At 32.1% G+C, this 22,755-nt stretch carries 26 protein-coding genes; 17 read left to right on the forward strand and 9 right to left on the reverse strand.

Annotated elements, in window-relative coordinates; translation table 11 throughout:
• The first annotated feature begins 96 nt into the window (after positions 1-96).
• From EYD46_RS14930 to EYD46_RS14980, 11 genes are all read left to right on the forward strand, one after another.
• Positions 97-984 carry a linear amide C-N hydrolase gene (locus EYD46_RS14930; protein WP_130937974.1) on the forward strand — a complete coding sequence of 296 codons (888 nt, stop codon included), beginning with the start codon at positions 97-99 and terminating at the stop codon, positions 982-984.
• A 211-nt stretch (positions 985-1,195) separates the two neighbouring features.
• The gene (locus tag EYD46_RS14935) at positions 1,196-1,480 is read left to right on the forward strand and encodes a putative quinol monooxygenase (RefSeq protein WP_165454395.1); all 285 of its coding nucleotides are present in this window, start codon (positions 1,196-1,198) and stop codon (positions 1,478-1,480) included.
• Positions 1,470-2,282 (forward strand): helix-turn-helix domain-containing protein, encoded by an 813-nt coding sequence (locus EYD46_RS14940; RefSeq protein WP_130937976.1) that lies wholly within the window; start codon positions 1,470-1,472, stop codon positions 2,280-2,282. The genes EYD46_RS14935 and EYD46_RS14940 overlap by 11 nt, the downstream gene beginning before the upstream one ends.
• A 220-nt stretch (positions 2,283-2,502) precedes the next feature.
• Positions 2,503-3,939: a sulfatase gene (locus EYD46_RS14945; protein ID WP_130937977.1), complete on the forward strand. Its 1,437-nt coding sequence runs from the start codon at positions 2,503-2,505 to the stop codon at positions 3,937-3,939.
• A gap of 273 nt (positions 3,940-4,212) precedes the next feature.
• A complete protein-coding gene (locus tag EYD46_RS14950; protein WP_130937978.1) occupies positions 4,213-4,794 on the forward strand; it encodes a Crp/Fnr family transcriptional regulator in 582 nt (193 codons plus the stop codon).
• A 53-nt stretch (positions 4,795-4,847) separates the two neighbouring features.
• Positions 4,848-5,501 (forward strand): hypothetical protein, encoded by a 654-nt coding sequence (locus EYD46_RS14955; RefSeq protein ID WP_130937979.1) that lies wholly within the window; start codon positions 4,848-4,850, stop codon positions 5,499-5,501.
• An 8-nt stretch (positions 5,502-5,509) separates the two neighbouring features.
• The gene (locus tag EYD46_RS14960) at positions 5,510-5,971 is read left to right on the forward strand and encodes a DoxX family protein (RefSeq protein WP_130937980.1); all 462 of its coding nucleotides are present in this window, start codon (positions 5,510-5,512) and stop codon (positions 5,969-5,971) included.
• The gene (locus tag EYD46_RS14965; RefSeq protein ID WP_130937981.1) at positions 5,968-6,507 is read left to right on the forward strand and encodes an NADPH-dependent FMN reductase; all 540 of its coding nucleotides are present in this window, start codon (positions 5,968-5,970) and stop codon (positions 6,505-6,507) included. Before EYD46_RS14960 ends, EYD46_RS14965 begins: the two co-directional genes overlap by 4 nt.
• 27 nt (positions 6,508-6,534) lie before the next feature.
• Positions 6,535-6,924, forward strand: a complete 390-nt coding sequence (locus EYD46_RS14970; RefSeq protein WP_206662898.1) for a DUF1330 domain-containing protein — start codon at positions 6,535-6,537, stop codon at positions 6,922-6,924.
• Positions 6,925-7,057: 133 nt separating this feature from the next.
• Positions 7,058-7,477 carry a DUF1330 domain-containing protein gene (locus EYD46_RS14975; RefSeq protein ID WP_130937983.1) on the forward strand — a complete coding sequence of 140 codons (420 nt, stop codon included), beginning with the start codon at positions 7,058-7,060 and terminating at the stop codon, positions 7,475-7,477.
• Positions 7,464-8,315, forward strand: a complete 852-nt coding sequence (locus EYD46_RS14980) for an alpha/beta hydrolase family protein (protein WP_130937984.1) — start codon at positions 7,464-7,466, stop codon at positions 8,313-8,315. Before EYD46_RS14975 ends, EYD46_RS14980 begins: the two co-directional genes overlap by 14 nt.
• Positions 8,316-8,498: 183 nt before the next feature.
• Here EYD46_RS14980 and EYD46_RS14985 read toward each other — a convergent pair whose 3' ends face one another.
• On the reverse strand, positions 8,499-8,957 hold the full coding sequence (locus tag EYD46_RS14985) for an Lrp/AsnC family transcriptional regulator (RefSeq protein ID WP_130937985.1): 459 nt from the start codon (positions 8,955-8,957) through the stop codon (positions 8,499-8,501).
• Between the two features lie 125 nt (positions 8,958-9,082).
• Between EYD46_RS14985 and EYD46_RS14990 the strand changes: the two genes are divergently transcribed.
• Positions 9,083-9,715, forward strand: coding sequence for a LysE family translocator (locus tag EYD46_RS14990; protein ID WP_130937986.1), 633 nt, complete (start codon positions 9,083-9,085; stop codon positions 9,713-9,715).
• Positions 9,716-9,850: 135 nt separating this feature from the next.
• Here the strand turns inward: EYD46_RS14990 and EYD46_RS14995 are convergent, their stop codons facing one another.
• A complete protein-coding gene (locus tag EYD46_RS14995; protein ID WP_130937987.1) occupies positions 9,851-11,038 on the reverse strand; it encodes a hypothetical protein in 1,188 nt (395 codons plus the stop codon).
• Positions 11,039-11,449: 411 nt separating this feature from the next.
• On the opposite strand from EYD46_RS14995, the gene EYD46_RS15000 reads away from it, so the two are divergent.
• Genes EYD46_RS15000 through EYD46_RS15015 form a run of 4 tightly spaced genes read left to right on the forward strand, consistent with a single transcriptional unit; the run spans position 11,450 to position 14,804 of the window.
• Positions 11,450-12,001 (forward strand): RNA polymerase sigma factor, encoded by a 552-nt coding sequence (locus EYD46_RS15000; RefSeq protein WP_130937988.1) that lies wholly within the window; start codon positions 11,450-11,452, stop codon positions 11,999-12,001.
• On the forward strand, positions 11,985-12,560 hold the full coding sequence (locus EYD46_RS15005; RefSeq protein ID WP_130937989.1) for a hypothetical protein: 576 nt from the start codon (positions 11,985-11,987) through the stop codon (positions 12,558-12,560). The genes EYD46_RS15000 and EYD46_RS15005 overlap by 17 nt, the downstream gene beginning before the upstream one ends.
• 12 nt (positions 12,561-12,572) lie before the next feature.
• The gene (locus EYD46_RS15010) at positions 12,573-14,090 is read left to right on the forward strand and encodes a hypothetical protein (RefSeq protein ID WP_130937990.1); all 1,518 of its coding nucleotides are present in this window, start codon (positions 12,573-12,575) and stop codon (positions 14,088-14,090) included.
• 30 nt (positions 14,091-14,120) lie between these two features.
• Entirely contained in the window at positions 14,121-14,804 is a 684-nt protein-coding gene (locus EYD46_RS15015) for a peptidoglycan DD-metalloendopeptidase family protein (RefSeq protein WP_130937991.1), read from the forward strand.
• A gap of 12 nt (positions 14,805-14,816) precedes the next feature.
• Here EYD46_RS15015 and EYD46_RS15020 read toward each other — a convergent pair whose 3' ends face one another.
• The 7 genes from EYD46_RS15020 to htpG form a co-directional block, all read right to left on the reverse strand.
• Positions 14,817-15,317 (reverse strand): cupin domain-containing protein, encoded by a 501-nt coding sequence (locus EYD46_RS15020; RefSeq protein WP_130937992.1) that lies wholly within the window; start codon positions 15,315-15,317, stop codon positions 14,817-14,819.
• 10 nt (positions 15,318-15,327) lie between these two features.
• The gene (locus EYD46_RS15025) at positions 15,328-16,254 is read right to left on the reverse strand and encodes a sterol desaturase family protein (protein ID WP_130937993.1); all 927 of its coding nucleotides are present in this window, start codon (positions 16,252-16,254) and stop codon (positions 15,328-15,330) included.
• A 339-nt stretch (positions 16,255-16,593) separates the two neighbouring features.
• Positions 16,594-17,289 (reverse strand): helix-turn-helix transcriptional regulator, encoded by a 696-nt coding sequence (locus EYD46_RS15030; protein ID WP_130937994.1) that lies wholly within the window; start codon positions 17,287-17,289, stop codon positions 16,594-16,596.
• Between the two features lie 66 nt (positions 17,290-17,355).
• Positions 17,356-17,733, reverse strand: a complete 378-nt coding sequence (locus EYD46_RS15035) for a VOC family protein (RefSeq protein ID WP_130937995.1) — start codon at positions 17,731-17,733, stop codon at positions 17,356-17,358.
• A gap of 161 nt (positions 17,734-17,894) precedes the next feature.
• Positions 17,895-18,287, reverse strand: a complete 393-nt coding sequence (locus tag EYD46_RS15040) for a hypothetical protein (RefSeq protein WP_130937996.1) — start codon at positions 18,285-18,287, stop codon at positions 17,895-17,897.
• Positions 18,288-18,413: 126 nt separating this feature from the next.
• Complete coding sequence (locus EYD46_RS18090) at positions 18,414-19,241, reverse strand: FKBP-type peptidyl-prolyl cis-trans isomerase (protein WP_130937997.1); 828 nt, start codon at positions 19,239-19,241, stop codon at positions 18,414-18,416.
• Positions 19,242-19,396: 155 nt separating this feature from the next.
• The gene (gene htpG / locus EYD46_RS15050; protein ID WP_130937998.1) at positions 19,397-21,307 is read right to left on the reverse strand and encodes a molecular chaperone HtpG; all 1,911 of its coding nucleotides are present in this window, start codon (positions 21,305-21,307) and stop codon (positions 19,397-19,399) included.
• 370 nt (positions 21,308-21,677) lie between these two features.
• On the opposite strand from htpG, the gene EYD46_RS15055 reads away from it, so the two are divergent.
• Positions 21,678-22,685 (forward strand): 3-oxoacyl-ACP synthase III family protein, encoded by a 1,008-nt coding sequence (locus EYD46_RS15055; protein ID WP_130937999.1) that lies wholly within the window; start codon positions 21,678-21,680, stop codon positions 22,683-22,685.
• Positions 22,686-22,755: the final 70 nt, after the last annotated feature.

Here is a 22,755-nt window from a genome sequence, read left to right on the forward strand (position 1 = left end):
AAGGATAATTTGTAAAATTACGTACATATACGTATTTATTTTTTTACAATAAAACCCGAACTTGCTTATCATTAGAAAAAAATAAATATAAAAACCATGTGTACCTCATTTTTAGCATTCAAAAGCAATCAATTTGCAATTACAGGACGATCTCTTGACTATGATCAAGATAATAGCTATAAAACTGTATCAACTCCAAAAGGCACTGTGTTTCATTCGGTACTTAATAATGGGGTTTCATGGACTTCGTCTTACGATATGGTAACTGTTGATTCAGTAGTAAGTGGTTCGTCGTACCCCATACCATTTGAAGGAATGAACTCAGTTGGAATTTCTATAAGTGGTAATTTGGCAAATGCACAATATCCTAGTGGTAAAAGTGGCTCAACAATTTCATCAGACGATTTTGTTAATTATATGTTGGCTCAGGTTTCTAGTTTACAACTTGTACCGTCGTTACTCCAAAATTTAAACATAAAAAGTAATTGGCAATACCATTACATATTATTTGATAGTAGTGGCAATAGTATGGTTGTGGAGTTTGCAAACGGAGACGTTATTTGTACTGCAAACAAGACTTTTGTTTTAACCAATAATCCCAATTTAAATTTTCAATTAGAAAATCAAAACAACTACGCTAATTGTAAAAATTGGTTTCCAGGTGCAACACTTCCAGATACTGGGGATCAATTTCATGGGCAAGGTATGTATGGTATACCTGGAGATTGGATGTCTACTTCCAGATTTACTAGAGTAACTACGATGTTAAAATATTCAGCAAATCTACCCACTTCAGTTTCTGAGGCTGTTTATTTAAGTAAACGAATAATCGATTCAGCAAGCTTAATAAAAGGCATTGATTGTGGCTCTAGTGCCACAGGTAAGCCTATTTATACCCAAATACAAATAGTTAAGGATTTAGTTAATGGTGTGGTTTACACAAGAGAGTATGGACAAGATACTTGGACGGTAACTCAAGTATAGGAATGCTTTTCTAGCACTATAAAAGGTTTAGAGTTGAGTTAGGATAGGAGTGTTTACGAGTATAAATTGTTTTTTAAATTGTGAAATTATACCTTAGTTTATCCAACAATATTATTTGCTAGATAAGTAAATACGTCAAATTATTAATGTCGTTTTTTTACAATACTATAATATTCTTCTTTTTCATATTTGCCAAATAAAATATATGAATATGAAAAAAGTAATAGTAGTACAAGTACGTGTAAAAGAAAAAAAAGTAAAAAGTTTTTTAAAACTAGCTAAAAATATGGTTGACGAAAGTCTATCTGAAAATGGTTGTTTAATTTACAAGCTGTCTAGAGATTTAAAAAAGGACAATGAATTTGTTTTTTACGAGAAATATGAAAATGAAAAAGCTGTTGAAAACCACTATTTATCTGAGCATTTTAAAAATTTTATAGATTCTGCAATGCCATTATTGATAAATGAACCATTAATAGAAAATTTTGAGGTGTAAGAATACGTCATATAAACCAATTTCTTTTCTATCAAAATACATAGACAGGCTTTATGTTTTTGAAAAATCCAGTTTTGATTATTTTGAACTTCCAGCAGTTCTTCCAGGAACAGGGCTAGAACTTGTGTTTTATCTGGGTAAGCCTTTGTCTGTTAATAATAAAGAGTTGCCAATAGCTCATACTGTTTGTCCGCGAAACATGTTTAGTTTTGATAAAGAGAAAACGGTTTCATTTATATCAGTGCGTTTCAAAAGTGGGGCATTTAGGCATTTTACATCAATTCCGTTTTCAGAACTTAATGATAATTATTATTCGGTTACCTCTTTATGGAAAACAAAAGGAGAGCAATTACTAAGTAAATTAAAAGACCTTACCAATATTGATGATAAAATAAAACACATAGAATTGTTCTTAGAGCATGTATTTCATGACTATCATAATATAAAAAATGATAAGTGGGATTTCATTATTGACGATTTGTATTATAATTTTAGTGATAATACAATCGAAAAAATTTCTCAAAAAGCTAATTTAAGTCTGCGTCAGTTTGAAAGAGCGTTTAAAAAACAATTTGGAATAACAGCTAAAGAGTTTCAGAAAATCACAAGATTTCAAGAAGTCACAAAGCGTTTACTTCTCAATAAAAGTTCTGATTATTTGGATCTTATTTTAAAGTATGGGTATTTTGACCAAAGTCATTTTATTAAAGAGTTTAAATCCTTGACTAGTAAGACACCCTTAGAATATTTTACTGATGATAGCTTTAATAGTCATTTTTACCATAAGTCTATTAATACATAAATCATTGTTTGTTATTTATTACTGTAGTTGGTGGCTAAACGAACTAAAGTTTCAACAAAAACTCCCAATACCATATGGGAGTTTTTATATTTTTCCTGAACTTGAATTTGTAAAAGTTTTCATCTACCTTCGTTTACCAATCGCTGTAGTTATTTATGAACGGAACCATATCTAACCGTTGTGTGGCATTAGCGAAGTGAATAACTAATAAATAAAATATATGAATATTAGAGTTGGAAAAACAATACCTTCTTTTTTTACGGTGTTATCTTTTTTTATCATCATGAGTTGTAAAAATGCACAAGAATCTGAAAGACTTAATGTTCTACTAATTTGTATAGACGACCTTCGTCCAGAATTGAAAAGCTTTGGAACAAATTATATTAGCTCACCAAACATTGACTCATTAGCCACAAAGGGAATGACATTTCAGAAACATTTCGTCAATGCTCCTAGCTGTGGACCGTCTAGATATACCTTGTTAACAGGTAAGTTTGGTCCAGCAACAAACGACGCCCTTTTTCGTAGAGCAAGGAAAATAAACAAAGACACTCAAGAAATAGATAAAAGTATGCCTGAGTGGTTTAAAAAAAATGGTTATACAACAGTTTCAGTTGGTAAAGTTTCTCATCACCCAGGGGGGAGAGGTGGCAAAAATTGGAATGATAGTACTAAAATCGAAATGCCAAATGCTTGGGATAAACATCTTATGCCAGTAGGGGAATGGGAACATCCGCGGGGAATGATGCACGGACTAGCGAATGGAGAGATTCGAATAAAATCAAGTGATATGGATGTTTTTCAGTCTGCAGAAGGAGACGATAATATCTATCCCGACGGTGCTATTACAGATGAAGCCGTGAAACAACTAAGAAAACTTGCTACCAAAAACGAAAAACCTTTTTTTCTTGCCTTCGGAATTATAAAACCACACCTACCTTTTGGTGCACCAAAATCTTACTATGATAAATACGATAGAATTGAGCTTCCAGAAATAAAACATCCTCAAAAACCAACAGGAAAAACCACATGGCACGGGTCTAATGAGTTTATGAAATATAATCGTTGGGGTAAAAATCCTAACAAAGATATTGATTTTGCTAATGAAGTACGTCGTCATTATGCTGCAAGTGTTAGTTATGCAGATGCTCAAGTAGGTAAAATCCTTGCAGAGTTGAAAAGAACAGGTGCAGATAAAAACACCATTGTTGTACTTTGGGGCGACCATGGTTGGCACTTGGGAGAACACGCAATCTGGGGAAAGCATAGTTTGTTCGAAGAATCCTTACATGCACCTTTAATAATTCACTTTCCTAAAATGAAGCATCAAGGATTTAACACAAATGCCATAGTGGAAACACTAGATATCTTTCCTACCTTGTGCGATTTAACAGGCATTGAAATTCCTCAATATACCCATGGTGAATCGCTAAAAAAAATATTGGAAAATCCTAGTACCTCTGGTCATACTGCCATAGCATACACAAATAAAGCTACAACCATTAGAACATCAACACATCGAATGACACTTCATCAGGATGGGTTTGTAGAGTTATATGACCATACAACTGTTGATAAGGAAACCAAAAACATAGCGGATAGCCATCCTAATTTAGTCAAAGAGTTAAAGTATGCGTTAAAAGCTAAACTAAAGTAATATATAACAACGCCACACAACAACGTATAAATTTTATTGCTAGCTTTTTGATTACTTGCGAAAGTCTTCGCAGACTTTCTAATCAGTAATATTTTACTTACTTTTAGCTTGTAAACAACGCAACAAACTTTATACAGAGCCGATAAACGAACCTTCCTATAAACTTAATATTTTAAAGTTAAAAAAATTAACCATATTTGACATTAGAGTTCTTTAATCAAGGAAGAGCAATGTTAGAATATAAGAAAGATTAAATCGACCATAAAATTAATAATGAACTACGAATTAATATTAAAAAACATTAGTCGGTTTATAGATTTAAATCAAGAAGAAGAGGAATTATATATTTCTCTATTAACAGAAAGAAAGCTTAAAAAAAAGGAATTTTTACTTAGACAAGGAGAAATAGCGCGATACGATTATTTTACTACCAAAGGGTGCTTAAAAATCTATAAAATAGACGATAGTGGCTCAGAACATATTTCTATGTTTGCCATTAAGGACTGGTGGTCTGGAGATATGGCAAGCTTCTTAACCCAAAAACCAGGGAATTATTTTATACAAGCACTTGAAGATTCTGAAGTACTATTAATGTCAAAAGAAAATTTTGATTTACTATTTGAAAAAATACCAAAGTTTGAGCGTTTTTATAGAATCTTATACCAAAGGTCATTGGTTTCATACATCCAACAATCAGATCAAAATATTTCATTAAACGCCGAAGAGCGTTATCGTAATTTTATCAAAAAATATCCAACCTTAATTAATCGAATTTCTCAAAAAAACATTGCTGCATACTTAGGGGTTACTCCAGAATTTTTGAGTGTATTGCGAAAAAAAATGGCCTCAATGTAATTTTCTTAATGTACATTATTTTTATCTACTACAAGTAGCATGTTCTTTGTAGTATGAAAAAAACGAATGCTATTTTAATGCTCTTTCTTTTGATTTTTAGTCAAAAGATATGCGCCCAAATCACACAATTAGAATTTGCTTCTGGTATCTCGAAAACTGATTTTACTTCTTTTTCAATTCGACCAATAGACGATAAGAAAACATTTTCTATTGCAACTTTAGCTTTTTTTCAAAAATATCATGAAAAAGAACATGAAGTTTTTGATGAGTTGGGTGTGCAAACAACTGCACTATGGAATTTTAGTAAATTCATAGCAGTAGGTCCTTCTCTATATTATAATAGTGTTGCAGGTTTTTCTGAAAGAATCTCTGTATTCTTTTCTACAAAAACAAAACGATTTTCCATAGCTGCTATTCCTTCTATTGCTCATATGGAGTTAACTAATTTTATTAACGGAGAGCTATTTCTCCAAATGCAATTTCTTCAACCTTTAAAAAACGATTGGAACGCATTATTGAGCGCTCTAATGCTTACCCATTGGGATAAATTTTCGATACACGCTAGAAGTTTTCAGCAAGTAAGAACAGGAATTTCCTATAAGTCAACACAATTCGGTTTAGCTGTCGATTTTGATCAATATGGCAAAACACCAATTACAAAAACCTCAGTAGGGCTTTTTGTTAGAAAAATATTCATTAACAAATAAACATAAAAATGATACGTAAAATTTTAAAAACAAATGAAAATTGGGGGCAATTAATTGCTCGTTTAACACTAGGCTTAGTCTTATTTCCTCATGGCGCACAAAAAATGCTGGGTCTATTTGGCGGGTATGGATATACCGCAACTATGGATGCTTTAACCAATCAAATGCAACTCCCTTCAATCATAGCATTTTTGGTTATCATAATAGAGTTTTTTGGAGCAATTTTCTTAATCCTAGGTTTTGCTACTAGAGTTTGGTCATTAGCGATACTATTTCTATTCATGGGCATCATTTTTACAGCACAATTTGAGCATGGATTTTTTATGAATTGGTTTGGTGCCCAAAAAGGAGAAGGTTATGAATACTCGCTACTAATTATTGGATTAGCAATTACTGGGGTAATAAATGGTGCAGGTAAACTTTCAGTAGATAATCAAATTTTAAAAATCCTTAAACAACAAATAAGATGAAAAAAATAATAGCTTTAGGAGGAAGTAATAGTAAAAACTCCATAAATAAGACACTGGCCATTTATGCAGCTAACAAAATTGAAAATACAGAAGTAAGCATTATAGATTTAAATAATTTTGAATTACCTCTTTATGGAATTGATTATGAAACGGCACATGGAATTCCTGAAAATGCAGTAAAACTAAGTCATCAAATAGAAGATGCGGATGGGTTAGTTATAGCATTAGCAGAACATAATGGCTCATACACGGTCGCTTTTAAAAACGCCCTAGACTGGATGTCTAGAATTGATATTAAAGTATGGAAAGATAAACCCATATTGCTTTTAGCAACTTCTCCAGGTGCTAGGGGTGGAACTATTGTTTTAGAATCTGCCAAAACTTATTTTCCTTTTTTAGGTGGTAATGTAATTGCAGGCTTTTCTTTACCTAACTTTTATGATACTTTTTTAGAAAATCAAATTACTAATGTAGAATTAAAACTAGAATTAATTGATAAAATCCATCTATTTGAACAAGTTTTGAATGATAAATAGGATAGCGATAATCAAAAACTATATTTTATGAATTTAAGAACTTTTTTTCATTTCCTATTCGTCCTATTAGTTACAAGTACTATGATAATGTCAGCTTCTTGCACCTCAAATACATCTACATCAAAACCTGTGTATTGTTTATTCGAAAATGTAAAAATTACAGATTCTGTAAAATTTGATACGTACAAGAAAAGCGTATCCTCTATTGTAGAGAAATTTGGTGGAAAATACATTGTTGCAGGAAAGCCAAGAACTCTTGAAGGGCAATGGAATCCTCAATCTTTGGTAATAATTAAATTCTCTAGTTTAGAACAGGCTAATAGGTGGTACGATTGTGAAGATTATAAAACATTGAAGGCATTAAGGCATACATCAGGAGAGTTTAATGCCGTTATAATGGAAGGTTTAGGGAAATAATAGATATCGATATTTGAAAACAGGAATACAGAACGCAACAATTAGTATCTTGCGTAGTACCCTTTCGGGATTCTAGCTAACCATAGAAGCCCCTGTTAAATGTAATTTTAAAAAAACTTAAAATAGGAGAATAATGACTAAACACATCGATGCAACTTTTGAAGCAGGAAAAGAATTTTATCAAAAGTTCAACGACAAAGGAAAGATTGTGATGTTGAACTTATTGAAATTTAAAGCAACCGCTGACTATACTAATTTGGAAGAAATAAAACCTTCTAACGAAATCAGTGGAGAAAAAGCTTATCAATTGTATATGGACAGTACGTTACCAGAATTAGAGAAAGCAGGGTCTAGGATTATCTATTTTGGAATGAGCCAAAATTTTCTAATTGGACCTGACAATGAAAAATGGGATGCTGTTGTATTGGTTGAACACGAATCGGTTTTGAAATTTATAGAATTTGCACAAAACCCAGATTATCTAAAAAATGCAGGACACCGAACTGCTGCATTAGAAGATTGCAGATTATTACCGTCAAATGAAAAAAATTGAAATAAAATCTAATTCTGAAATTCTATCAGCAACTTTTTTTGAAGGCGTTCATAATGATACAATCCTGATTATTGCTTCGGCTACAGGTGTTAAGCAAGAATATTATCAAAAGTTTGCTCAATTTATAGCGAACAACGGGGTTTCGGTTCTCACATTTGATTATACTGGGATTGGTAGATCTTTAAAAAAACCAATAAAAAAATACATTAATAATGCAGCAGATTGGGGTAAAAATGATTTGGAAAGTATCATACAATATACAATTACGAAATACCCAAAATTAAAGAAAATAGTTCTAGGGCACAGTATAGGTGGTCAACTGATTGGGCTTTCTAAGGCCTCAATGCAACTTGATAAAATAGTATTAGTTGCATCACAATCTGGCTATTGGAAATATTGGAATGGCATTGGGAGAATAAAAATGTGGTGTAGTTGGCATCTACTTTTTCCTATTCTTCTAAACATATTTGGATATTTAAAGTCCAAAAAAATCAGCGGGATGGAAAACCTTCCAAGACATGTTGCCAAACAATGGAGTACTTGGGGTAAAAACAAAGATTATATTTTAAGTGACACGTCAATACATCAAAAGTATTATGATAGCATAAGTGCAGATGTAACAGCATTTAGTATTGAAGATGATAAGTTTGCCCCGGTAAGTGCGGTTAAGTGGATGACGAGTCAATATAAAAGTGCAAAAAAGAGATCAATACACCTAAAACCAATAGATTTTAAAGTTAATACAATTGGTCACTTCGGCATTTTTAAAGAAAAATTTAAAGACACTATATGGGTTCAAATATTGGATGAGATAAAGCCATCAAGTATTAAACCTTAATCTTCACTCTTAAAAACTTCATCTACAAAGTAAACTCTGATATATGTAATTTTCTGTGTAAAAGAACTTTATGACTACTTATAAGTATATATTGTTTTATGATAGGAAAATACGAACTTCGCTTATCGAACGGTATAGTTTATTAAATATTAAAGCGTAACCTTATCTAACGGTTGGCAATAATTAGGACTCACGAAACTCTGGAAACTTTAACGAATTATTACTTATAACATCTGATAATACAACTGATGTGGATGGGCTTCCATAAATAGCTAAACGATTTACTAAATTTTCTAAATGAGAATTATCCACTAGAACAACTTTCATAATTAAACAATCATTACCTGTTATTCTAGAACAATCAATTATTTCCGGAAAATTATCAATAAATTTTAAAAATCGTTGATAGTATTGAAATTCTTTAAAAGCCAAAGTAATATATGCTTGTAATGAATAACCCGCCTTTTTGTAGTTTATTATACTAATGTATTTTGTAATTACATTTTCATCTTCAAGACGCTGAACTCGTTCTCCTACTGCAGATGGAGATAGCCCGATTTCACGACTAATTTGAGCAAAAGAGAATCGTGAATTTTTCTGAAGTAAGTTTATTATTTTCCAATCAAAATCATCTTTAACCATAACCAGTTGTTTTAATTGTTATATACCATTGTTTTCGCTAAAATATAATACTTAGCCAACTGAATCCATTGCAGTATTAATATTTTTCAACATAATTTCACAATATAAATTAAAATTAAAAAACTATGTTTGGAATAACCAATTTTGAAGCATTTATTTTAGCTGGAATTATTTTAAATCTGACACCTGGAGCAGATACAATGTATATTCTCGGAAGAAGTATTTCCCAAGGAAAAAAAGCAGGGGTTTTATCTGCGTTAGGGATTGCAACAGGAGCACTTATTCATTGCATTTTTGCTTCATTAGGACTTTCTGTAATTCTAGCTAAATCTGCATTAGCTTTTGAAATTTTAAAATATGCGGGAGCTGTTTACTTAATTTATCTAGGAATAAAAATGTTAATTTCAAAAACGGACGAAAATTTTAAACTTAAAAGTAATGATGAAAAAATTAACTATAGAAAAATATATCTTTCTGGAATTCTTACGAATGTTTTAAATCCTAAAGTAGCTCTATTTTTTCTTGCTTTTTTACCTCAATTTATCAACCCCGATTATTCGCAAAGTTTTCTTCCTTTTTTATTTTTAGGGCTTACTTTTGTAACAACTGGAACAATTTGGTGTTTGACTTTAGCAGTATTCTCATCTAAATTATCTAATACAATAAGAAAAAACTATATGATAAAAAAATGGTTAGATAAAACAACAGGAGGAATATTTATTGCACTAGGAATTAAATTGGCATTGACAAAAAAATAACTATTGCCAATGAAAGTATAAACCTTATTATTAACTTTAAGCTAAACCAAATGCAACAAGCCTCATACAAAACCAATAAGCATATCCCAAAAAAATAAAAAAACTCCCAATATTATTTGGGAGTTTTTTGTTTTTCTAAATACCAGCAATATCAGAGGAATAAGAATTAATAATCTGTTTCAATTGCATTTTTAAATCCTCGCCTGTATCAAAAATCATCTGTTCTTCGGTAGGGAATGGTACTGCGCGAAGCTCTAAAAATGGAATTAGGCTCGTATCTAAAGCTCTTCTGTCTCCTCTGGAAGTAGCGTATATATGTTCGAAAATAAATTCACTGCTTATCGGGAAAGCATCTACCAACTGGTTGTTGCTTAAGTTATAATACTCCACATTTCCTGTAATTTGAGAAGCTTTGAACTGTGTGAATTCGTAATATTCGCAACGTACAGTTTTTAAACGGTCTACTTTAATAGCATTACCTAAACTATCTTTTACCACTTTTCCGTTTTCAATTAAATCTTCTTTACCATCAGCAATTTGTTTTTCCTTAATAATTTGGCGTTCTCTAATTTGCTCTGGAGAAATGTTAATGTCTCTTAGGTTAACTTTCATGTTAAAATCATAATTTACCTTTTCCTCTGGCGTGCTATGAAATTGTAGCCAAAAGTTGTTTAAACCATAGCTGCTAAAGTTTAATAAATCGTTTTCTAAACGTGCTGGAATAATTTTTCCAGAATCGTTAATCATATCCACAAGTACAAAATCGGTACCTCTTTGGTGAGCTATGTTCATCAACTCACGTGTATCTTTGTAATTTGGGTTAATGTCTTCTATTTCCCTAAGTTGATTGTAAGCAGCTCTAATATCAAACTTATTATTAGAATTTAATAACCCTTGCGCGTTATTGTATAATTGCAACGATGCACTGTTTCTGTAGGTAATAATCTCATTACTGTAATCGTTAAAATCAAATCGTACTTCGTTACCTTTAATGTATAAAGGCAATAAAGGTTTAATGGCTTCTTGTCTATTATCTAAACTTGTATAAGCATCAAAAATACGCAGGTAGCTTTCAGGATTGTTATCTTTCTTTAAAAAACTGATGTTTTCTAAATCTCTAGCTGTAGCTTTAGCATAAGCTTCTTCTAAAAGCATAATAATATCAGCTTTTCCTCTTCGGTCTTTATTTATTTTTAGTTTACCAATGGCATCGTTAATAGCACGATCGTAATTACCATAGCTTATGGTTTTTTCCATTTGCCTGCGAGTACTACAGGATAGTAGAAAACCAAATACTAATAATGTAAGTAATATTTTTTTCATGGGGTTTAAATTTTAAGGTTTTGGTTACCTATTCAATTGTGGTGCCAAAATAGTAAACTAATCTATGAAATACCAATAAATAAGGTTGAAACGCATAAATATATTCAAAAAAGAAAGTTTATTCTTTCGTTTTTACTTGTGTTGAAATGTTATTCTGTACATTTTTTTAATAAAAGCAACGTTTTTTGCCACACTCTATTTTTTTGATCGTCTTTATAAATGAACTAACTAGGATACCATATAAATTTTAAAATAATGGATTAAATTTGTTTCTATTCACTTTATGCTTCAAGATAAAATGTAACTATAGTTAAAACTATGCTGAAGTTTTCTCTTTTGTTTAAAGAACAGATAACTTAAATTTTTTATCAATTATTTTAAATCCATTTGGTATTAACCAAAAGTATAAGCATGTTTCAAGTTGACATTATTGAACAATGTAAACAAAACAATCGCAAGGCGCAAATGCAGTTGTACAACCAATACTGCAATGGGATGTATATTGTGGCGAAGCGATTTTTGAAGGATGCAAATGATGCCGAAGATGTAGTACAAGAAGCGTTTATTAAAGCGTTTTCTAAACTACATCAATACAAGGCAGAAGTAACTTTTGGTGCTTGGTTAAAACGTATTGTTGTGAACAAGAGTATTGACTTTCTAAAATCAAAACGACATCAGTTAGTGGAACTAGAAGAGGTGCACCTTAAAGTTGTTGATACTGGAGATAATGGCAAATGGTTAGTAGATGATACAATTACAGTAAACGATGTGAAAAAGGCAATTAATCAACTGCCGGAAAAGTATCAATATGTATTAATGTTGTATTTAATTGAAGGGTATGATCATCAGGAAATATCAGAAATTTTAAAAATTACTGAAGTAGCATCCCGTACACAATTATCCAGAGGTAGAGTGAAATTACAAGAATTATTAAAAGCTGAAAAAAATGGCACAGGATATTAGAGATTTATTTAAAGAAGAAAACTTGAAGCACGAAGAAATGCCAAAAAATCATGAAGCTCGTTTTTTGAATAAGCTAGAAAATGCTTTTCCTGAAGAAACGCAAAAACCATCAAGATTTAGTTGGTTAAATATTGCTGCTAGTGTGGTGTTATTAATTGGTTTGAGTTTTGGTGCTTACAAATTTATGGGTATTAATAAAGGTGGAGAGGAGCAAACTATACAGCTTGCTGAAACTGAAAATTCAGGGTTGGGTAAAGTGTCTCCAGAATTAAAGAAGGTGGAAGACTATTATTTAGCTAGTATTAATTTAGAGCTATCTAAAATAAAACCTACCACTGAAACTAAAGCTGTTTTTGATGGATACCTAGAACAATTAGAAGAATTAAATCAAGAATACAAACGGTTGTCTTTAGAGTTAAATGAAAACACTTCAGAGTTAACCATAAATGCATTAATAGATAATTTAAGATTTCGTTTAGATTTATTGTATCGCTTAAAAGAGCAATTACAAACTTTAAATACTTCGGACGAATCAACCGAGGTAAAACAATCAACGTAAAAAAATCAAAAAATGAACAGAACAATTATAAAGTTAAAATTACTAGTGCTAAGTTGTTTTACAATAGTAGCACTTGGAGCGCAAGAAAGAGTAGCCAAAGTATCGCAGAGTTTTAAAGTAGATAAAGATGCTACTATAAATTTAAGTACAAGCCATTGTAATATAATATTTGATACTTGGAATAAAAATGAAGTAAGTGTTGAGGCTTATCTTGAGAGTGATGCCCTTACAAAAGAAGAATTAGAAGAAATTGCTAAGGCGTGGCATTTAGATGTAGATGGTTCTTTAGGGAGAGTATCTATAAAAACACTAGGTACGCATGCACCACTTTTATCTAGTGTTGGTGCAGCAAGTGATTATTCAGATGAAGTGCAACGTGCACTACAAAGTTTAAAATATGAACTAGCCGATTTACCAGAAATGAATTTTGATTTCGACTTTGATTTCGAAGATGTTCATGTTGTAGAATTTCCTGAAATGCCTGAGTTGCCTGAAATGCCAGAACTTCCAGAATTACCAGAAGGAGCTGGAGCAGTAGCTTTTGATTATGATGCTTACAAAAAGGATGGAAATAAATATTTGGAGAAATGGTCTGAAAAATTCGAGTCTAAATATGGAAAAGATTATGCTAAAAAGATGGAAGCTTGGGGAGAAAAATTTGGTAAGGCTTGGAGTGAGAAATACGGGAAGGAAATGGAAAAATGGGGAGAGAAGTTTGGTGAAGAATGGGGAGAAAAATATGCCGAAAAAATGGAGGCTTGGGGTGAGCGTTTTGCTGCTCAAATGGAACGACAAGCAGAGCAGGCAGAAAAACAAGCTGAACGTATTGTAGAGCAGCAAGAAAGGCAAGCAGAGTTAAGAGAAAAAGTGGCTGAAAAACAAGCAATGCAAGCAAAAGAGAGAGCTGAGATAATGCAGAAACTAAGAAGCAAAAGTAGGCATTTACAGTTAAAGAAGACTATTATTATTAAAATACCCAAAAAGGCAAAGGTTAAAGCAGATGTACGTCATGGAGAATTAGAGTTTGCATCGGTTTTAGACGATGTACAAGCAGATTTATCTCATACTATATTTAAAGCAGAAGGCATTAATGGAAGCAATTCTTCCATTAATGCATCTTATGCACCAGTATATGTTAGTAATTGGAATTTGGGAGAGTTAAACCTAAATCACGTAAAAGAGGCTCAATTAAAAACAGTAAAGCATTTGGTACTTAACTGTACCTCGTCTAATGTTAAGATAAACAATGTAATAAGTAGCGCTATTATAGATAGTAATATTGGTGATGTGAAAATACTTAATGTGGCTGATACGTTTACTAATTTAAATTTTATCTTACAAAACAATAAGGCTTATATTGTAATGCCAGATGTAGATTATAATATGAATTACAAGGGCACACATTCTTATTTAGCACACCCTAATAGTACTGATAATAAAAATGGGACGAGTTCTTTTTCTATGAGTAATACTGAGAGTAATAAAACAGTTACTGTAAACGCAAAATACAGTAAGGTAATTATGGAGTAGATGTTTTAACTTTGAGGAAATTTTAAATGAATGACCTCAAGTGAATTTAATAACGTTCTTAAAAGCATCTCTTCTCAATCACTTCACGTTTTAGATGCTTCCTTACCAAAAGAAAAATACATTGCTATAGATTTAACAGAACGTAATGCTGAGTTAAAAACTATAGATACGTCTTCATCATTAGTATTTTCAAAATACATTAACGCGTATTTAAAAAAGCACGAAGCTGTTGTAGCTTATGGTGGATATAAAGAAGTTCGCAATATTTATGACAGAAGTAGTCATTTTAGTGTTGTTGGAGAAAAACGAAATATTCATTTGGGCTTAGATTTTTGGTGTGATGCAGCTACCCCAATTTTTACACCTTTAGATGGCATTGTACATAGTTTTAAAAACAATAAAAATCTTGGGGATTATGGGCCAACAATTATCTTAGAACATAAAATTAGTAACACAAAATTCTATACACTTTATGGGCATTTAAGCTTAGCGTCTATAACATCTTTAAAAATAGGGCAGAAGTTTGTAAAGGGAGAACAAATAGCTACTTTGGGGAATATTTCTGTAAATGGCGATTATCCACCACATTTACATTTTCAGATTATTAGAGATATACAAGATAGTTTTGGAGATTATCCTGGGGTTTGTTCTAAGAAAGATTTGGAGTTTTATATCAGGAATTGTCCTGATCCTAATTTACTTCTAAAGTTTTAGTTCTATTTTAATTTAGCGTGTAAGTTTTGTTATGATTTGAGAATGTTGTGGGAACTTGGATAATAAAAAGGCTCTTTCAGGCATCTTAAAATCTCTAAAATCAAAACCAGGAGATACAGTACAACCTACAAGTGCAAAACTGTTATTTTTTAGTACTTCTGCAGCAAACCAATATTTAGCTGGTACTGTAAATTGAGGAACTTCGTTTTGCTCTAAATTGTTTCCTATTACTATTTTTGAATATGTGCCTTTAGGAGAAATTATATGTAGCGTTAATGGCTGTCCATTATAAAAATGCCACATTTCATCTTGATTAATTTTATGAAATGCAGAAAATGTATCTGAAGTTAAAAGAAAGTATATTCCAGTAGAATAATTTCGATTTCCAGTGAATTCTTTACTTAAATGTTCTTGGGTAATTATACCTTTACTCCTGTAAGTTTCCTTGAAATATCCACCTTCAGGATGCGGCTGAAGTTGTAATTGATTAATAATTTTTTGAACTGCACTCATATAAAATAAATCAATCAGATTTTTGTTTCGCAGCCACTGCTCTCATTTGTTTTATAGTTAAGGTGCTTCCGTCATGACTCCATCCTGGAGGTCCAAACGCATACATGAATTTATGATAAGGATTAGAACTCTTTTTCATGTCGTTCCAAATATCTTTGTACTCATGTGTTAAAATTACTAACGGGTTATAGGAGTTAGGTGGTTTAGTAACACCGTAAGCAATATCTATATCTTCATCTAACTCTTTCCAAGTACCAAATAGTTTATCAAAAATATTTAAAAACCCGCCATGGTTTTTATCCATATATTCTATGTTTTTAGCGTGATGTACTTGATGCATGGTGTGCGTATTGAATATTTTTTCAATAATTCCCATTTTGGGAATATAAGATGAGTGTAGCTGAAATTGCCATAGCGCTTCAATACCTAAACACACAATTACCATTTCTGGAGGAAAACCAATAGCAGGCAACCACATATAAAACAAAGGCTTATATAAAATAGTAAACCAACCGTTTCTAACTGCGGTGCCAAGGTTATAATTTTCTGAAGAATGGTGTACAATATGTGCTGCCCATAAAAAACGAATCATATGGTTTTGACGATGAAACCAATAATACGTGAAGTCATCCAAAAATTGGCATGCTAACCAAACGGGCCATGTATAGCCGAAAGATTTCCATCCCATAATGTTGGTTCTAACACCATCAACCATAGGATTAAACAATTCATACAAATAATTAAAGATAATAATTGCTGAGATTGTCTTGATTAAAGGAGCTAGTACTACAGAGCCAATTCCCATAGTAAGGCTAGATGCTAGATCTTTCCAGTTGTAAAGATTTTTATGGTCGTGAGTTTTGCTATATGTGAGTTCAACTAATATTAATCCCAAAAAACAAGGAATCCCATAGACTAATGGGTTTGTAAAATTCATATACTATTTATTACGTATGAAAAGAGAATGTCTCGATTTTTGCTAATATATGTATTCTACAACGGAATTCTCGTTATTTAAAGTATTTATAATACCAAAAGGAATACGATTAATTCTCCTAAGAGTAGTATCCTCATTTTTTGTACTACATCGTCTTAGCTTATAAGCACTACATTAATCTTTGATAAAATAGATTTTGGAAGTAATTGAAACAGGCTGGTCTCACTATCAATACCCATATACTCTGCCGTGATACTTTAAGGCTTACCAACTGCATAGGTAGTTGTATTAGATAAACTAAGAGATTTTCTTTTGAATCATAACGCACAGCATTAAATACTATTTATCTTCATACGGGCAAGACCTAAAATAGGTCAATAAATCAAACTTTCTATCTTCAAAAGTATTATTTAGAATTTTAAAATTTTGAATTCTGTCTATTCTAAAAGCACGATAGTCATTTCTCAAGTAGCACCATGCTATCAGTATCCATTTATGGTTTGTAGCGTATAGGGCATAAGGTTCAATTTTTCTAAATGATACTTCAGTAGCTTCTGCTTTTTTGTAATTTATTTCTACATAATTAAAGTTTGTGATTGCTAACTGAATTTCAGATAAAGCATTACTCGAAATATCCTCATAATGACTAGAATTAAAGACATAGATATTTCGCTCTAGAAGTTCACTTTTTTGTTGAACGGAAGTACGGAATACTGATTTTATTTTGGTAAGAGCTTCATCAAAGTCTTTGACAAATGATGCATCTTGGGTTTGCTTAATCAGGTGCTGAGCAGTAATTAAAGCATTGGCCTGTTGCTCTGTAAATTGTACAGGAGCTACAGCATAGCCTTCCATTAGGGAATAACCACGCCCTTCAATCGTAGTAACAGGGATTCCAGCGTCTTCTAACTTTCTTATATCCCTGTAAATGGTTCTTATGCTAACTTCATATTTTTTTGCAAGCTCGCTAGCTGTTAAGAGACGTTTAGATCTTAAGAGTGTGAGTATTGATATGAGGCGGGATAGCTGTGACATAAGAAACAAAGATAGTGAACTGACCAGCAATTCACTATCTGCTCGTTTTTTGATAATCTATACGTTTTACATCCAAGAATGCAAGGCAATGCGGTTGCCTTCGGTATCTATAAATTGTGCCATAAAGCCATTTTCGCCAATATCGGTTTTTGGCATAATTATTTTCCCTCCAGCAGTTTCTACCTTATTTAAAGGCACGCTTAAATCATCGCCACCGTTTAGGTATACTGTAGGACCATCTGTTGTTGGGGTTTGTCCTTCGCCTTCCACAAGGCCACCACCAACACCATTATTATCATTGTCATAAGCAAACATTCCATATTTCATGTTTTGCTCTGGCATATGATGGTCTGTGATTTCAGAACCCATAACAGTAGTGTAAAATTGCTTTGCCCTGTCGTAATTTTTTACTGGAATTTCAAACCAGTTAATTGCATTTTTCATTTTTAAATTGATTTGTTTATTAAACTTATATGCAAATTTATCTGGACTAGTGACAAGTTATGTCAGGGGTGTTTTTTAGTTTTAATTTTTTAACTCGTTTTATACTTTTCTTATTGATACTGGCCCTTTGAAATGAAGTGAGGCTTAAAAAGATGCCAAACTTATTTATTAAAAAGTGCTTTTATATCTGGTTTGGTTAGTTCTATTAAAGTGAACACTCCTAGTAGAATTCCAAGTATACCTGTAAGGCAATTTACTATAGCTAGTCCAAAAATAAAATTGTAGTTTTTTAGGTCTTTTATATACTTAGAAGCTAATAAATTTAAGATGCCTAGAACAATACAGAATACAATACCAATACCGCCTATAATTGTAAATATCCATCCAAAATTAAAAGGTAGTTCGGTGTTCTGTTGCGAATGTTCAATAACTTGGTTAAAGAAAAACCCCATGCCGGCGTAAAGCATAAAAAATAAAGAAAAACACATGGTTAGAATACCTTTGATAAGGTATAAGATTCTAAATGTATTGAGGTTGTTAGGTTTGGTTTGCATTTTAGTAAAAGTAAATGTTTGGTAAAACGAAGTTAACTGAAAACCTTTAGAAAGTCAATATTACATAAAAAAACCACTTTGTTGCAACAAAGTGGTTTTGTGTATAGTCTAAAAACGTAGTGTTGTTTAGTTGATTTTTATGAGTTCAACATCAAAAATTACTACTGCACCACCTGGTATCCCAGAAGTTCCATTATTACCATATGCTAAATGTGCTGGGATATAGAAAGTAGCACTACCTCCTTCATTTAGGTAGGTCATACCTTCTGAAAATCCTGCAATTAAACTATTTAAATTAAAGTTTACTTCTTCTGAGCTTTCATCAAAAATAGCCTCATTTAAAAAATATCCAGTGTAAGTTACAGTTACATTATCTGTTGTAGTGGGTTTATTACCAGTACCTTCAGTATGCATCACATAGTGTAAACCAGTTTCTGTTTTTTGGGTGGTAATATTATTTTCTGTTATGTAGGCTTGAATTTGTTCTTCATTTTCAGTCTTATAATTCACATAAATTAGTTCTATGTCGAAAATAAGAACAGAGCCACCTGGGATGTCTCTATAGTCGCTGCTGCCATAAGCTAAGTGAGAAGGGATTAATAATTTTCCGCTACCCCCTTCTTTAAAATATGAAATGCCTTCAACCCATCCAATAATCACATTTTGTAAATTAAAAGATAAGCCCTCTGCATCACTTTCATCAAAAACATCTCCGTTAGTATAATAGCCTTTATACACTACTTTAACTCTATCAGTTGGAATTGGGTTTTCTCCAGTACCAGGGTTGTCTATAACATAATATAGCCCAGTACTACTTTTTTGAGCGTTTAAATTATTACTCTCAATAAAAGCTTGAATTTCTTGATCGTTTTCTTCTCTAAAATCTTTGATGCTATCATCATTAGAGCATGATGAAAGTATTAAAAAGACAAATAAAATAGGTAAATACTTCATAGTTTAGTTTTAAGTTCAAAAATATAAAAGTCATAAAATTAATCACTAATTTTTCTGTCAAAATTATGCGGTTTTTATTTTAACGAAAAAAACCACCTTGAGTAAACAAAGTGGTTTTTAAATTTATAGTAGTTGCTGAATCTTCAGCGCATCAACTATTTTATCATATCGTAGCTACGCTTAATAAAGTTAGTTAATTCTTCACCTTTTAATAAGCCTTGGGATAACCTTGCCAAATCTAAACTTTGGTTAATTAAGCGTTCTTGTTTCTTTTTGGTTTTGGTATTTAGAATTTCCCCAACCAAATCAGAGTTTGTGTTTACTATTAAATTGTACATTTCTGGCATATTACCCATACCAAACATACCGCCGCCGCCAGTTTGCTGCATCTCTTTCATACGACGCATAAATTCTGGTTGGGTAATAATGAAAGGGTTTGCATTACTATCCATAGCCTCTAATTGTACCATGAATTTTTCAGAAGGAATGACTTCTTTTAATAACTCATCTAAAGCTTTCTTTTGATCTTCATCAAGTTTTGAGATTTTAGTATCGTCTTTCTTAATTAAGTTATCAATGTGATCGCCATCTACACGTGCAAAAGAAATGTTTTCTTTGGATGTTTCTAATTTTTGGATTAGGTGAGATACAATAGGAGAGTCTAACAATAATACCTCGTAATCTTTAGTTTTAGCAGCTTCAATATAACTATGCTGCGCATCTTTATCAGAAGCATAAAGAATTACCAGTTTATCATCTTTATCCGTTTGGTTCGCTTTTATTTTATCGTATAATTCTTGGTACGTATAATACTTACCATCAACCGTTGGGTATAATGCAAAGGCATCTGCTTTTTCAAAGAATTTTTCTTCAGAAAGCATACCGTATTCAATTACAATTTTAATATCATCCCATTTAGATTCAAAATCCTCACGGTTATTGTTGAATAACGATTTTAACTTGTCAGCTACTTTTCTAGTGATGTAAGAAGAAATCTTTTTAACAGCACCATCAGCCTGTAAATAACTACGTGATACGTTTAACGGAATATCTGGAGAATCTATCACACCACGAAGCATTGTTAAGAATTCAGGAACAATTCCCTCAACGTTGTCAGTTACAAATACTTGATTTTGATAGAGTTGAATTTTGTCTTTCTGAATTTGCATATCGTTCGACATCTTAGGGAAATATAAAATCCCAGTTAAGTTGAACGGATAATCCACATTTAAATGAATATTGAATAACGGCTCTTCAAATTGCATTGGGTATAACTCTCTGTAGAAACCACTATAATCCTCATCTTTTAAATCAGTTGGTTGTTTCGTCCAAGCAGGGTTTGGATTATTAATGATATCATCTACAGTAATTTGACGATGCGGTTCTGTAGTTTCTTTACCGTCTTTATCTTTTGTAGTTTTTGGCTCGTGCTCTGGGTCGTTTACTTCTTTAGTTCCAAACTTAATTGGAATAGGCATAAACTTATTGTATTTGTTTAGTAGCTCACGAATACGCGATTCTTCAAGGAATTCAGTCGAATCTTCAGCAATATGAAGAATGATTTCTGTACCTCTATCAGTTTTTTTAGCTGGTTCTAAAGTGAACTCAGGCGAACCATCACAAGTCCAATGTGCAGCAGGCTCATCCTTAAAAGATTTTGTGATAATTTCAACTTTATCAGCTACCATAAATGCAGAATAGAAACCAAGACCAAAATGCCCAATAATCCCAGCATCTTTTGCAGAATCTTTGTATTTATCCAAGAACTCTTCAGCACCAGAAAATGCCACTTGGTTTATGTATTTTTCAACTTCTTCAGCTGTCATACCTAAGCCTTGATCTACAATATGAAGTTTTTTATTGTCTTTATCAATTTTCACTTCTATTTGAGGGCTACCATACTCTACTTTCGCCTCGCCAACATTAGTTAAATGTTTTAATTTCAGTGTAGCATCTGTAGCATTACTAATTAACTCTCGTAAAAATATTTCGTGGTCGCTGTATAAAAACTTTTTAATTAACGGAAAGATATTTTCTACCGATACATTAATGTTTCCTTTTGTCATGATAAATAATTTATTTGTCATTCCCTCGAAGGAGGGAAACTGATTAATTTTAATTCTAGTTTACTTTGGACTTTAGGACAAAAAAAGTACCAAGGCGGTAAATATGACAAACTGGCATTATTTTATAATAAAGTAATTTATCCCACTAGGGACTGCCTGCCTGCCAGAAAGTAGGCTTTCCGTTAATAGCTTTGGTTTCTCGCTGTTGCCGAACCAAAAGCTGCTATTTCAATCCCTAAGACAATCAAATCCGTAATATACAGTGCTGTAAATAGAATCTCTTTAGTGTTTATATAATACAGATAGCTACCAGATATTTAAATTAGAAGCAATTAATTTTGTAATTTGGTTAAACTAAATAGAACTAATTATGTACAATTCAAGAATAATAGGTTTAGGTAAATATGTGCCAGATAATGTGGTAACAAATGATGATTTATCTAAAATTATGGACACTAATGATGCATGGATTCAAGAACGTACAGGAATAAAAGAGCGTAGATGGATAAAAGAGGGATCTGCAGATACATCAGCAGTTATGGGAGCCAAGGCTGCTAGAATAGCTATAGAACGTGCAGGATTAACCAAAGATGATATAGATTTTATAGTATTTGCTACATTAAGTCCAGATTATTATTTTCCAGGGTGTGGTGTGCAAATTCAAGATATGCTGGAGATGCCTACAGTTGGAGCTCTAGATATAAGAAATCAATGTTCTGGTTTTATATATGCAGTATCTGTGGCAGACCAATTTATAAAAACAGGGATGTATAAAAACATTTTGGTAATTGGTGCAGAATATCATTCTGGAGGATTAGAAAAATCTACACGAGGTAGGGGAGTAACCGTTATTTTTGGAGATGGAGCAGGAGCTGCCGTTATGAGTAGAACTGAAGATAACTCTAAAGGTGTACTCTCATCTCATTTACATTCTGAAGGTAAATATGCTGAGGAACTTGTGGTTGAAGGCCCAAGTATTAAACATTGGGTTCCTGAAATCTTAGAAGCTAATGATCCTAATGATACGTCCTATTACCCTTATATGAATGGGCAATTTGTGTTTAAGCATGCAGTTGTACGTTTTAGTGAAGCTATTGTAGAAGGGTTAAAGGCTAATAGTCTGCAAAAGGAAGATATAGATATGTTAATTCCTCATCAGGCTAATTTAAGGATATCACAGTTTATACAGAAAAAGTTTGGTTTAAGAGATGATCAAGTCTTTAATAATATTCAAAAATATGGTAATACTACTGCAGCATCTGTTATAATTGCATTAACCGAGGCTTGGGAAGAAGGTAAAATTAATGAAGGAGATACAGTTGTGTTAGCAGCTTTTGGTAGCGGGTTTACTTGGGGAAGTGTAATTATGAAATGGTAATCTAATAGAAAATAAGAATCCAGTTTAAATTTAGATATCGCACTTATTATAATAATTATATAAAACAAAA

The sequence above is a fragment of the Hyunsoonleella pacifica genome (genome assembly GCF_004310335.1).
GTDB classification, from domain to species: domain Bacteria; phylum Bacteroidota; class Bacteroidia; order Flavobacteriales; family Flavobacteriaceae; genus Jejuia; species Jejuia pacifica.

Coding starts and splice junctions, on each gene's coding strand:
- EYD46_RS14930 (WP_130937974.1), top strand. CDS start 97: ATGTGTACCTCATTTTTAGCATTCAAAAGCAATCAATTTGCAATTACA.
- EYD46_RS14935 (WP_165454395.1), top strand. CDS start 1,196: ATGAAAAAAGTAATAGTAGTACAAGTACGTGTAAAAGAAAAAAAAGTA.
- EYD46_RS14945 (WP_130937977.1), top strand. CDS start 2,503: ATGAATATTAGAGTTGGAAAAACAATACCTTCTTTTTTTACGGTGTTA.
- EYD46_RS14950 (WP_130937978.1), top strand. CDS start 4,213: ATGAACTACGAATTAATATTAAAAAACATTAGTCGGTTTATAGATTTA.
- EYD46_RS14955 (WP_130937979.1), top strand. CDS start 4,848: ATGAAAAAAACGAATGCTATTTTAATGCTCTTTCTTTTGATTTTTAGT.
- EYD46_RS14960 (WP_130937980.1), top strand. CDS start 5,510: ATGATACGTAAAATTTTAAAAACAAATGAAAATTGGGGGCAATTAATT.
- EYD46_RS14965 (WP_130937981.1), top strand. CDS start 5,968: ATGAAAAAAATAATAGCTTTAGGAGGAAGTAATAGTAAAAACTCCATA.
- EYD46_RS14970 (WP_206662898.1), top strand. CDS start 6,535: ATGAATTTAAGAACTTTTTTTCATTTCCTATTCGTCCTATTAGTTACA.
- EYD46_RS14975 (WP_130937983.1), top strand. CDS start 7,058: ATGACTAAACACATCGATGCAACTTTTGAAGCAGGAAAAGAATTTTAT.
- EYD46_RS14980 (WP_130937984.1), top strand. CDS start 7,464: ATGAAAAAAATTGAAATAAAATCTAATTCTGAAATTCTATCAGCAACT.
- EYD46_RS14985 (WP_130937985.1), bottom strand. CDS start 8,957: ATGGTTAAAGATGATTTTGATTGGAAAATAATAAACTTACTTCAGAAA.
- EYD46_RS14990 (WP_130937986.1), top strand. CDS start 9,083: ATGTTTGGAATAACCAATTTTGAAGCATTTATTTTAGCTGGAATTATT.
- EYD46_RS14995 (WP_130937987.1), bottom strand. CDS start 11,038: ATGAAAAAAATATTACTTACATTATTAGTATTTGGTTTTCTACTATCC.
- EYD46_RS15000 (WP_130937988.1), top strand. CDS start 11,450: ATGTTTCAAGTTGACATTATTGAACAATGTAAACAAAACAATCGCAAG.
- EYD46_RS15005 (WP_130937989.1), top strand. CDS start 11,985: ATGGCACAGGATATTAGAGATTTATTTAAAGAAGAAAACTTGAAGCAC.
- EYD46_RS15010 (WP_130937990.1), top strand. CDS start 12,573: ATGAACAGAACAATTATAAAGTTAAAATTACTAGTGCTAAGTTGTTTT.
- EYD46_RS15015 (WP_130937991.1), top strand. CDS start 14,121: ATGACCTCAAGTGAATTTAATAACGTTCTTAAAAGCATCTCTTCTCAA.
- EYD46_RS15020 (WP_130937992.1), bottom strand. CDS start 15,317: ATGAGTGCAGTTCAAAAAATTATTAATCAATTACAACTTCAGCCGCAT.
- EYD46_RS15025 (WP_130937993.1), bottom strand. CDS start 16,254: ATGAATTTTACAAACCCATTAGTCTATGGGATTCCTTGTTTTTTGGGA.
- EYD46_RS15030 (WP_130937994.1), bottom strand. CDS start 17,289: ATGTCACAGCTATCCCGCCTCATATCAATACTCACACTCTTAAGATCT.
- EYD46_RS15035 (WP_130937995.1), bottom strand. CDS start 17,733: ATGAAAAATGCAATTAACTGGTTTGAAATTCCAGTAAAAAATTACGAC.
- EYD46_RS15040 (WP_130937996.1), bottom strand. CDS start 18,287: ATGCAAACCAAACCTAACAACCTCAATACATTTAGAATCTTATACCTT.
- EYD46_RS18090 (WP_130937997.1), bottom strand. CDS start 19,241: ATGAAGTATTTACCTATTTTATTTGTCTTTTTAATACTTTCATCATGC.
- htpG (WP_130937998.1), bottom strand. CDS start 21,307: ATGACAAAAGGAAACATTAATGTATCGGTAGAAAATATCTTTCCGTTA.
- EYD46_RS15055 (WP_130937999.1), top strand. CDS start 21,678: ATGTACAATTCAAGAATAATAGGTTTAGGTAAATATGTGCCAGATAAT.